The sequence below is a fragment of the Novosphingobium silvae genome (assembly GCF_009856825.1).
In the GTDB taxonomy this organism is placed as follows: Bacteria; Pseudomonadota; Alphaproteobacteria; order Sphingomonadales; family Sphingomonadaceae; genus Novosphingobium; species Novosphingobium silvae.
On the sequence record NZ_WVTD01000028.1, the window covers coordinates 17674 to 28957 of the forward strand.

The following is an 11284-nucleotide window of genomic DNA, read 5'->3' on the forward strand; positions in this document are numbered from 1 at the left end:
TTAGAAGAGCTGGCCACGGATCATCGCGAAATGATCGGCGATGGGTCCGAGCGCGAGGCTGGGCAGGAAGGTCAACCCGCCGACGATCAGCACGATACCGATCAACAGGCCTGTCCAGAGCGGGCCCGTGGTCGGGAAGCTGCCGGCGGTTGGCGGCGTGTACTTCTTGGCGGCCAGACTGCCGGCAACCGCCAGCATCGGGATGATGATGAAGAAGCGGCCGAGCCACATGCCCACGCCCAGCATACCGTTGTAGAACGGCGTGTTGGCAGTCAGGCCGGCGAAGGCCGAACCGTTGTTGGCCACCGCGCTGGTGAAGGCGTAGAGGATCTCCGAGAAACCGTGTGGCCCCTTGTTCAGCGGTCCGGCAAGGCCGCTCTCCACCACCGAAGCCACTGCCGTCATCCCTAGGATGATGAGCGGCAGGACAGCGATCGCAAGTACGGCGAGCTTCACCTCGCGGCTCTCGATCTTCTTGCCCACGTATTCAGGCGTACGCCCGACCATGAGGCCGGCCACGAAGACCGCAAGAATTGCGAACAGGAGGAAGCCGTAAATGCCCGCACCTACGCCGCCGATGACGACCTCGCCCAGTTGCATGTTGAACAGGGGAACCAGGCCGCCCAGCGCCGTGAAGCTGTCGTGCATGGCGTTGACGGCACCGCACGAGGCGGCAGTGGTGACGACCGAATAGAGCGCGGAGGCGGCGATGCCGAAGCGTACTTCCTTGCCTTCCATGTTACCGCCGACCACCTGGAGGGCGTGGAGCACGGGATTGCCCGATGCTTCCTGCCAGTACGTGAGGGTCGTGCCCGCAAGGAACATGAACATCATGGCCGCAAGGATCGCCCAGCCCTGCCGCGTGTTACCCACGGCCTTGCCGAAGGTATAGGTCAGCCCCGCCCCGATCGCGAAGATGGAGAGCATCTGCACCAGGTTCGTCAGCCCGGTCGGGTTCTCGAACGGGTGCGCGGAATTGACGTTGAAGAAGCCGCCGCCGTTCGTGCCCAGCATCTTGATCGCTTCCTGCGATGCGACCGGACCCAGAGCAAGGGTCTGCCGGACGCCCTCGATGGTGCTGACATCCACAGACCCGGCAAGCGTCTGCGGTACGCCGCTTGCGATCAGGAACAGGGAATAGACGACGCAGATTGGCAGGAGCAGGTAGAGAGTGACGCGGGTCATATCGGCCCAGAAATTGCCGAGCCCCGTCGCGCTGCGGCGGGCGAAGCCGCGGAACAGCGCAAAGGCGAGCGCGATGCCAGTCGCAGCGGACAGGAAATTGTGAATGGTCAGCGCCAGCATCTGCGACAGGTTCGACATCGTCGATTCGCCGCCATAGCTTTGCCAGTTGGTGTTCGTGGTAAAGCTTACGGCCGTGTTGAACGCCAGATGCTCGCTCACGGCGCCATAACCCAGCGGGTTGAGCGGCAGGAGAGCCTGCGCGCGCAGCACGACATACGTCAGCAGCAGCAGCGTGCCGTTGAAGACCAGCATGTGCACCGCATACCGGCGCCATGACTGGTCCTCGTCCGGCCTGATGCGGGAAAGCCTGTAGAACCCGCGCTCTACCGGCCCAAGTGCCGCATGCAGCGCGGTCCGCCGCCCTTCGTAGATCGCGAAGAGCCAAAGGCCCATCGGTTTGGTGAGTGCCAGCAGAATGCCGACGAAGGCCGCGATCAGCAGCCAGCCCTGAACGGTCATGGGTCGCTCCTCTCTAGAAGCGCTCGGGCCGTGCGAGCACGGCCACCAGGTAGACGAGGAGGCCGAATGCGGTCAGTGCCGCCAGCCAGAGGTCGATGGTCATGGTTGCCGCCCTCTCATGCCCTGTCGCACAGCGCGGCATAGCCGAGGCTGGCGACCATCAGGACGAGGAAAAGGCCCACCCAGAGGATGTCCTGCATGATGATGCTCCTGCAACCTCACGCCGCGACGCGCAGCATGAGTCGATTGCAGTCGACCCATTAGGATCAGACGCCGTTGGAATTCGAGATGAGGAAGCGGCGGGGCGCGTAGTATTTTCATATGAATGACGCGCTTTCACCCCGCGCGGTGCGCAGCGACCTCATCGTCCGGGTAAGCCATGCCCCCCGGATCAGCGAAGAGCGCACTTCGCATACCTCATGCGTAACACCGCTTCTCCCACGGCTTTAAAGCCGATGCGCAGCCGCTGCCGTTGCCCGGAGTGCATCAACGGCTAAGATGCGGCAAATGAAGATGAACGCTGTTTTCGCCACCGCTCTTGCCGCAGCCACCCTTTGCGCGCCCATGTTCGCCAGTGCGCAGGTCACCGCGGATCCGGAACGCATCACGCGCGACGTCAAGGCCCTTGCCTCGGACGCGTTCGAGGGACGTGCGCCGGGAACGAGGGGTGAAGATCGCACGATCGGCTACCTCATCGCGCGCATGGAGGAAGCCGGGCTTGAGCCGGGCGGGCGCAATGGAGAATGGCTGCAGAAGGTTCCGCTGCTGCACACTGCCTTGGGCAAAGGAACGATGAGCTTCGGTGCCGTGTCCCTCCAGCAGGGCAAGGAGGTCTATGTATCCACCCTCCAGCCCGATGACACCGCCCGGATCGACAAGGCCGAGATGGTGTTCGTCGGCTACGGCGTCAGCGCTCCCGAGCGAAACTGGGACGACTTCAAGGGCGCAGACCTCAAAGGCAAGGTGGCGGTGTTCCTGATCAACGACCCCGACTTTGCCGCCGTGGAAGGTGATGCGGCAAGCGGCAGGTTCGGCGCCCGAACGATGACCTACTACGGGCGCTGGACCTACAAGTTCGAGGAAGCGGCCCGGCGTGGAGCCATTGCCGCGTTGATCATTCACGATACGCCCGGCGCGGGTTACGGATGGAACGTCGTCAGCAGCCCAGGCGGCGAGAACTACGATATCGTACGCAAGCCGGAGGAAATCACCAGCTTGCGCCTGCAGGGCTGGATCGAGGGCGGAGCGGCTAAAGCGCTCTTCGCAGGCGCCGGCCTTGACCTTGGACAATTGCGCGCAGCCGCCCGGCAAGCCGACTTCCGGCCCGTCCCGCTGGCCGGCGTGAGCTTCAGCGCCGCGGTCCCGGTGACCCACGAGGAAATCGTCAGCCATAACCTGCTCGGCCGGATCACGGGCGCGAAACGTCCGGAGGAAATCGTCTCGCTAGGGGCGCACTGGGACGCCTATGGCAAGGGGGCGCCCGACGGGAAAGGCCGGGTCTATCGAGCCGGCGCAAACGACGACGCCTTGGGCGTGGCAGGTCTGCTGGAAATCGCACGTTCGTTGAAGTCGGGGCCCGCACCCGATCGCAGTGTCGTGTTCGCCTTCTGGACGGCCGAAGAACGCGGCCTTCTGGGTAGCGAATTCTACGCCGCCAATCCGGTCTATCCGATGGAGAAGACCGTCGCAAACCTGGCACTGGACATCCTGCAGACTGCAGGCCCAGCAAAGGACGTCGTGCTGGTCGGAAAGGGCCAGAACACCCTGGAAGACGACATGGAACGGATCGCTGCCAGGCAAGGTCGCACAGTGACGCCGGAGAGCCTGCCCGAGCGCGGCCTGTTCTACCGTGCCGACCATTTTTCCTTCGCCAAGCGCGGTGTCCCGGTGTTGCTGCAGATGGGTATCGCGGGCGCGTCTGACCTCGAGCAGGGAGGCCGCGCTGCAGGACAGGCCTGGATCGACCACTACACCAGCGATTGCTACCACCAGGCCTGTGATGCATGGGATTCAAGCTGGAACCTTGCCGGCGCCGTGCAGGACATCGAACTGGTGGGAACGATGGCGCAGGAACTGGCGAACTCCAGCGAGTGGCCGCAATGGAAAGCTGGCTCCGAGTTCAAGGCTATCCGTGACAGGAGCGCGTCCGTCCGACGCTGAGCGTCGAGGCTTGATCAAAAGGTGCAAGAACGCAGCAGCCCGCCAAGCATGGACCTGGCGGGCTACTTCTATGGGCGATGAGACTGGAAGCGGTCAGGCGATCTCGGGCAGTTGCTTAGGTGCATTGCCGGGTCCGGCATTGTACCGCCCGAACTCCTGCGCATAGCGCTGGGTGAGCAACTGCTGCTTCTCGGCGGGCACGTTGCGCGCAACGTCGGGAAACCAGCTGCTCTCTTCCTGGTACACGTGCTGCTGAACGGCACCCTGAATATGCTTCAACTTGTCGCACCATTCCTGGCTCATCGGGTCCAGGTTTTCAAGGATTGCCATGTTGATCTTGGCCGCGGCCTGCTCCTCATAGGCCATGACCGTGTGGGCCTTGCTGCTGCCTTCCACCAGCGCCGGATAGATCACGGCTTCCTCCGCGTTGGCGTGGGCCATAAGGATCGCGGCGAGTTCAGCCGCTGCAGTGCGGCGCTCGCCAGCACTGGTGGAGTGCAGCGCCTTATCGAACGCCGCCTCGATCTGCTTGTGGTGCGCAATGATCTGGCCGAGCCAATCATCACCCTGCGCTATCTGCTCTGCCGTGGCCCGAGCTTCGGCCCGCTTTTCGTCGGAAGCCAGGGGCGTTACGGCCGCGGCAATCTTGTCGAGAAAGGACATCCGAGTGACTCCATTGTAATGTGTTTAGAGTGTAAGCGCCCGTGGCAGCCGAACCGTTCCGGCGGTGCGGCCGCTTTGTCTTGCGGGCGGCACGTCTGACCGGTGGCTGAGGGGCCCACACGTCTCCGGCGGGCGAGATCAATTTTCCTCGGGATGAGCTGGAACTTTCGGCTGTCTTACCGGTTCTCAGCCGGGGCTGTGTTGTCCCGCGAGGGGTAATCGCACCGCTGATTGGGTGAGCCGTCCCGGGCACTACGATGAGCGGGCTTTGGCTCAGCCGAAGAGTGGAGGTGCGTCATGGATGCGAAGACCGGTGAAATGAGCTGTCCGATGGGTAAGCCTACTACAGTGCGCTCCTTGCTGGGACGCACCAACCATGACTGGTGGCCAGACAGCCTTCCGCTAGAAATCCTGAACCAGGGCGGCCTGTCCTCCGATCCGATGGGCGATGCGTTCGACTACGCCGCGGCATTCAACGCGCTCGACTATCAGGCTCTCAAGGATGACCTGAAAGCCTTGATGACGGACAGCCAGCCATGGTGGCCGGCGGACTACGGAAATTACGGTGGCCTTTTCATACGGATGGCGTGGCACGCCGCCGGCACCTACCGCACCGCCGATGGCCGTGGCGGCGCAAACAGCGGCCAGCAGCGTTTTGCACCGCTGAATTCGTGGCCTGACAATGGCAACCTCGACAAGGCCCGCCGCCTCCTTTGGCCGATCAAACGCAAGTACGGCAAGAACATCAGCTGGGCCGACCTCTTCATCCTCACCGGCAACGTCGCCATTGAATCTATGGGCGGCCCCGTGTTCGGTTTCGGCGGCGGACGGCGCGACGTGTTCGAACCCGAAAGGGACATCTACTGGGGCAGCGAGGAACAGTTCGTCGGCCATCCCGACAACAAGACGCGCATCCTGCCGGAAGAGGAGCTGGAGCTGGAGAACCCGCTTGCGGCCATCCAGATGGGGCTGATCTACGTCAACCCGGAAGGACCCGGAGGCGTACCTGACCCCCTGCAATCCGCCCGGGATATCAAGGTAACCTTCGAACGCATGGCGATGAACCACGAGGAAACCGTGGCGCTGACGGCTGGTGGCCACACCTTCGGCAAGGCACATGGCGCCGGGGATCCGAGCCTCGTCGATGCTGCACCCGAGGCAGCGAACATCGCACTGCAGGGCCTTGGCTGGGCCAGCGCGCACGAAAGCGGCTTCGGCGAGCATACGATCACCAGCGGCATCGAGGGCGCCTGGGTCAACACTCCCACGGAATGGTCCGAGAACTACTTCCGGCTCCTGTTCGACTACGAGTACGAACTCGTGCGCAGCCCGGCAGGGGCGCACCAGTGGCAGCCAATCGACCAGAAGGTCGAGGACATGGCGCCCGCCGCGCACGATGCTTCACTGCGGGTGCCCACTATGATGACCACGGCGGACATGGCTCTCAAGGTGGATCCGGAGTTCCGCGCCATCTCGGAGAAGTTCCGGAACGATCACGAGGCCTTCAAGGACGCTTTCGCACGCGCCTGGTTCAAGCTCACTCACCGCGACATGGGGCCCAAGGTGCGCTATCTCGGTCCCGAGGTACCCGAGGAAACACTGATCTGGCAGGATCCCGTGCCCCCCGGTGACACCCCCTCCGAAGCCGACGTCGCCGCGTTCAAGACCGCTATTCTCGACGCAGGCTTCACGGTGGGCCAACTGGTGAAGACGGCGTGGGCTTCTGCATCCACATACCGCAGGTCCGATCACCGCGGCGGCGCGAACGGTGCTCGCCTCCGCCTTTCTCCACAGAAGGACTGGGCGGTAAACGAGCCGGAAGAGCTCGCCGGCGTTCTGGCCCGGATCGACGCCCTGCGGGGTACCCTGTCGATGGCTGACGCGATCGTGCTGGCAGGAACGGCCGCCGTCGAGAAGGCGGCCAGAGACGCAGGGTTTGCCATAGACGTGCCCTTCCAGGGAGGGCGCGGCGATGCAGTGCAGGAATGGACCGATGCCGAGAGCTTCGCGGTGATGGAGCCCGTTGCCGATGGCTTTCGAAACTACCTCAAGACCAGGCATTCGGTGAAGACCGAGGAACTGCTTCTCGACCGGGCTTCGCTTCTCGGCTTGTCCGTACCCGAAATGACGGTTCTGCTGGGAGGACTGCGCGTGCTGGGCGCCAATTACAACGATGCGCCGGAAGGTGTGTTCACGTCCCGAAAAGGCCAGTTGACGAACGACTTCTTCGTCAACCTTCTGGATAACGACACGTTCTGGAAGGTCGTCGATGAAAGTGCCGACGAGGAGTTCATCGGCTACGATCGAGGCGGCAAGCAGGAAAAGTGGCGCGCCACCCGCACCGACCTGATTTTCGGGGCAAACAGCCAGCTTCGCGCAGTCGCCGAGGTGTACGCCGAGGCTGGGCACGAGGAAAAGTTCGCACGGGACTTCGTGGCAGCCTGGACGAAGGTGATGAACGCCGATCGCTTCGACCTGCCACAGCAACCCGACAGCGTGGAGCCCGTGGGCATAGCCGAGCCGGCCACTCGCCAGTAGGCGTGTCGTTCTTCAGGTGACGTCGGAGCCTAAGCGCCACCTTTCATGGCGTCGCTGGTGGGCTTCGCACAAGTATCGATGCCGCATGGCAGGTTATTCGCCATGCGGCACGACCGCCACCCGTCGCACGAGCCGGTCCGCTCTGCTCCAGCCGGGCGGGGCCACGAACTGCCTGCGGAGAGTCTGATCGTTTCCACCGCGACACCTCTCGGGTTCCCGATTATCCCAACGTGGGATCGATCAGGAACTTCTCGCCCGTGGACTTGCGTTCATACGCTCGAAGCGTATCGGGCTGCAGTGCTTCGGCAAGCCCGATGGTGCGGGTATAGCTGCTGGCGAACGTCGTGGTCAGTTCCGTCACGACGCGAGAGCGCATCGCCTCGACCGTCTCCTTTCCAAACCTTCCGAGCATGGGAAAGAGCAGCCATCCGCCCGCGCTCCACTGGAAGCCGAAGCTCAGGCGGTCGAGCACTGCGGGCGAGGTGTCCAGAGCACCATAAATGTAAAGCTGCTTAAACGTGTCCGATCCGTAGCGACTGTACCCGCCCGCATTGCGAACGGCGGCGCGTTCCATCGCCCGCAGGATGTCACTGCCGAGTGTGCCTCCACCAATGGCGTCGAAGGCGATGGTCGCGCCCGTCTTCTCCAGCGCCTCTGCCAGCTTGTCGCGGAAGTTCTCCTCCGAAGTGTCGACCACATGCTCCGCCCCGATCTGTCGCAGGATATCCTCCTGGACCTTCGAACGCACGATGTTGACAAGCGGGATCCCGTCTGCGAGGCAAATCTTCTGAAGCATCTGACCAAGGTTCGACGCTGCCGCCGTATGGACCAGCGCACCGTGGCCTTCGCGCCGCGCCGTCTCCACGAACCCCAATGCCGTCAGCGGATTCACGAACATCGATGCACCGTCCGCCGCGCTCGCACCTTCCGGCAGCGGCACGATGCTGTTGGCCTCGATGAGCCGGTAGTCCGCATACATGCCGCCGCCGATCATGCCCACCTTGCGCCCCTCCAGATGGGCTACGTTGCGCCCGGCCCGCACGACGGTGCCTGCCCCCTCGTTGCCGATCGCCAGCGAGTCTCCCAGGCGCCCGCGCAAGCTTCCAAGCCGTTGCTGCGGCACGGAGAACTTGAGGGCGCCGCCCTCGGCAGCTTTCAGCGTCCCCACATCCGCTGCGGCTAGCATCAGGCCTAGATCGCTTGGATTGATCGGTGCCGCCTCGATGGCGACCACGACCTGATCGTCACCGGGTTCGGCCACGGTGACGGTCTCGAGCGACAGGGTCAGAACGCCATCATCCGTGATGAGCGTGCGCATCTCTCGTCCAGTGAACGGCATCGTTATCTCCTTGAAGGGCTTGTGGGTCATCGCAGGTGCTGGACTAGGTAGCGTTGGTGGCCTTCGCCAGAGTGGGCATGATGTCTTCGGGCTGTTCTACACCGATGGAGAGACGAACCGTGGACTGCAGCACTCCAGCCCGCTCGGCCATCTCCACGGAAGCGCTTGAGTGACTGCTCGGCGCCGGATGCAGGGACTCACGGCGTTGCTTCAGGGGCCCAGCGCAAGCTTGGATATCGGCAGAAGGATCGAAGATCGACATCGCGCAATGTCGCCAAGCGAGAACAACTTCCTTCATCGGACGATGCGCGACGCGCCTTAAGAGAAAATGGTCAGCCCCGCTGGGTTCGAAATAGCATGACAGGTTGACGCACGGCCACTCATGTAACGCTTAGGGATTCATGAGACGCGATAGTAGAATGTCTGGCGTGTTACACGTCCTGTTGCACATGGCTGAGATCGACGGTCCGGTGATGTCGGAAACGATGGCGAAGATCATTGAAATCAATCCCGTGGTGATCCGGCGAATCATGGCGGGGCTGCGCGAGGCAGGACTGGTTCGATCCGAGAAGGGACACGACGGAGGTAGGACGATCGAGCGCGACTTGGCCATAATCACGCTGCGCGACGTGTACCAGGCGCGCAACAGCCCCGAACTGTTTGGAATGGGCAACCGCGCCGATGCGCCCGGCTGCCTCGTCGAGGAATCGGTAAACGCCGCACTGGGGAGGGCCTTTGACGAAGCCAGAGCGCTGCTACTCGATCGCTTCGCGAGCGTGACGCTGGCGCAACTGAGTGCCGACTTCCACGCCCGCATGGTCGCGAACGGCAAGGACATCAACCTGAGGATCATCCATGCAGCGTGACGCTATTATCATTGGCGGCAGTTTTGCCGGCCTGTCTGCCGCAATTCATATCGCGCAGGCGCGCCGCTCTGCCTGCGTCGTCGACGCGGGCAGACCTCGCAACCGCTTTGCCGATGCTTCGCACGGCTTTTTCGGCCAGGATGGGGCCGAGCCGCTCGCGATGATCGCGCGCTCGCGGGCAGCGGTCGTCTCACTTCACCAATCCCTCGTGTTCGAGCCAATCCGGTAACGCCTGATTCTTAGTTGCCCGAATGTGCCGAGAACCAGGCTGCCTAAGTTGGAGACCTGCTCGGCCAGGCGATGATCTTGCCTCTTTTGGGCTCATTCACATGCCGAGTGAGCCCAAGGAGAGAGTGAACCCGTCGCTCTGCGTCTGTCTGAGCCATGCCGCCAGCAGCGACGAGTCCTTCCTGCTCGGCCTCATGCATCGCGCTCAGGGCGCGACGCGCCTGGTTGACCGCACCATCACTAGCTATGCCGACAAACGCCCTTTGAGGTGCGTCATTGATGCGCAACTGCTAGGCCTGCAACGTGTCCTCGTCCTCCGTGGTTGTGTCGAAGAATTGATCGATCCGGACGTCAGGAACGCCGCTTTCCTTGGGTGTCGTGCAGATTGTCCACGAATAATGGCGCGTTTTTCCGGTTTCGCACCCGAGCGTTCGCGAATGCGATCTAAACGGTGTGCTGTTACCTTGGCGACAACGTTGTCGTAGACCGGTCGGCACAGTTCAACATCGAGCAATGGATCGACGCGCAATGGGCGACTATGTGCAATACGAAAAGCGGGGACGCATCGCGATCCTCACTCTCAATAGGCCCGACAAGCTTAACGCGATCGGCGTAGCGCAGGACTGCTTCGATCTCATCGATACACTCGATAAGGTCGGCGCCGATAGCGACATCAGCGCCGCAATCCTCACCGGCACGGGCCGAAGCTTCAGCGCCGGCGGAGACCTTCAGGGGATGAAAGATCGCAACGGCATTGGCCCACTCGAACATCCCGCATCGACGCGGACCAATTATCGTTCCGCGATCCAGAAAGTACCCCGGGCGTTCCGTGCCCTTGAAGTGCCGATCATCGCCGCGATAAACGGCCATGCGATTGGCGTCGGCAATGACCTTGCGTGCCTGTGCGACATCCGCATCGCAAGCTCGAAAGCCAAGTTCGCCGCCTCCTTCATCAAGATGGGCCTGATCCCGGGCGACGGCGGTGCATGGCTGCTACAGCGTGTAGTAGGTTATTCCAAGGCTGCCGAGATGGTCCTCACCGGCGATCTCCTCACCGCCGAGGAAGCGCTCGCCTGCGGGCTCGTTTCAACCGTAGTCGAGCCGGAAGACCTCATGGACAGGGCGATCGCCATGGCTGAGCGCATCGCCGCCAATCCTGCCCGCTCGCTACGCATGGCCAAGCGCCTGCTGCTGACCGCGCAGGACGCGACGCTCGATACCGTTCTCGAGATGTCAGCGGCTATGCAGGCAATCGCACATGAGACGGCCGATCATGCCGAAGCGGTGGATGCTTTCCTGGAAAAGCGCCCGGCAAGGTTCACCGGCGAATGAAACATCTGGCCGGAATGCGCCGGAACGGCCGCGTTCCGGCAAGCCCCTACCCTTAGATTTATCCGGTCAGCCCTTGAACTCAATCGCGTAGCGATAACGGTTGGGGTGATAGCGCACGTTTGCCAGTTCGATCGGACGATCGCCCGCGAAGTAAACGCGCTGGACGTGCAGGATCGGCGTATCCTCGGAAATCTCTAGGTACTCTGCTGCTACCACGCCCGCGCAGTCGGGCTCGATCGTCTGCTCGGCACGCGTGATGCGCACGTTTGCCGCCTGTTCGACGAGCCGGACGACGGGCAGATCGCCGTCGAGGTCCTGTGGTGTAAGCTTATCAGCGCGTTGACGAAGTCGGTGTGATCTGATTCAGCCTGGATACGGAAAGAAGGCGGTCAGCGACGATGGCGATGCGACGTGATGGTGATGTGCAGGCGGATCTGATCGTGTCGTGGTCAGA

General features: G+C 62.7%; 10 protein-coding genes. 5 read left to right on the forward strand and 5 right to left on the reverse strand.

Going from position 1 to position 11284, the window contains the following annotated elements; genetic code table 11:
* Positions 1 to 1704 (reverse strand): potassium-transporting ATPase subunit KdpA, encoded by a 1704-nt coding sequence (gene kdpA / locus GR702_RS20310; RefSeq protein WP_160987382.1) that lies wholly within the window; start codon positions 1702 to 1704, stop codon positions 1 to 3.
* Positions 1705 to 1717: 13 nt separating this feature from the next.
* A complete protein-coding gene (gene kdpF / locus GR702_RS20315) occupies positions 1718 to 1807 on the reverse strand; it encodes a K(+)-transporting ATPase subunit F (RefSeq protein WP_160987383.1) in 90 nt (29 codons plus the stop codon).
* 410 nt (positions 1808 to 2217) lie between these two features.
* On the opposite strand from kdpF, the gene GR702_RS20320 reads away from it, so the two are divergent.
* Complete coding sequence (locus tag GR702_RS20320; protein WP_419880313.1) at positions 2218 to 3864, forward strand: M28 family metallopeptidase; 1647 nt, start codon at positions 2218 to 2220, stop codon at positions 3862 to 3864.
* Between the two features lie 93 nt (positions 3865 to 3957).
* Here GR702_RS20320 and GR702_RS20325 read toward each other — a convergent pair whose 3' ends face one another.
* The gene (locus tag GR702_RS20325; protein ID WP_160987385.1) at positions 3958 to 4527 is read right to left on the reverse strand and encodes a hemerythrin domain-containing protein; all 570 of its coding nucleotides are present in this window, start codon (positions 4525 to 4527) and stop codon (positions 3958 to 3960) included.
* A gap of 297 nt (positions 4528 to 4824) precedes the next feature.
* Between GR702_RS20325 and katG the strand changes: the two genes are divergently transcribed.
* Positions 4825 to 7065 (forward strand): catalase/peroxidase HPI, encoded by a 2241-nt coding sequence (gene katG / locus GR702_RS20330; RefSeq protein WP_160987386.1) that lies wholly within the window; start codon positions 4825 to 4827, stop codon positions 7063 to 7065.
* Between the two features lie 220 nt (positions 7066 to 7285).
* On the opposite strand, the gene GR702_RS20335 is transcribed toward katG, so the two are convergent.
* Positions 7286 to 8404, reverse strand: coding sequence for a zinc-binding dehydrogenase (locus tag GR702_RS20335; protein WP_160987387.1), 1119 nt, complete (start codon positions 8402 to 8404; stop codon positions 7286 to 7288).
* Between the two features lie 419 nt (positions 8405 to 8823).
* Here GR702_RS20335 and GR702_RS20340 point away from each other — a divergent pair, with 419 nt between their 5' ends.
* From GR702_RS20340 to GR702_RS20350, 3 genes are all read left to right on the forward strand, one after another.
* Complete coding sequence (locus GR702_RS20340; RefSeq protein WP_474100221.1) at positions 8824 to 9270, forward strand: Rrf2 family transcriptional regulator; 447 nt, start codon at positions 8824 to 8826, stop codon at positions 9268 to 9270.
* Positions 9260 to 9499 (forward strand): FAD-binding protein, encoded by a 240-nt coding sequence (locus GR702_RS20345; RefSeq protein WP_160987389.1) that lies wholly within the window; start codon positions 9260 to 9262, stop codon positions 9497 to 9499. The genes GR702_RS20340 and GR702_RS20345 overlap by 11 nt, the downstream gene beginning before the upstream one ends.
* Positions 9500 to 10011: 512 nt before the next feature.
* Positions 10012 to 10830: a crotonase/enoyl-CoA hydratase family protein gene (locus GR702_RS20350; RefSeq protein WP_237449839.1), complete on the forward strand. Its 819-nt coding sequence runs from the start codon at positions 10012 to 10014 to the stop codon at positions 10828 to 10830.
* A gap of 66 nt (positions 10831 to 10896) precedes the next feature.
* Here the strand turns inward: GR702_RS20350 and GR702_RS20355 are convergent, their stop codons facing one another.
* Entirely contained in the window at positions 10897 to 11193 is a 297-nt protein-coding gene (locus tag GR702_RS20355) for a UTRA domain-containing protein (RefSeq protein WP_160987392.1), read from the reverse strand.
* Positions 11194 to 11284 lie beyond the last annotated feature (91 nt).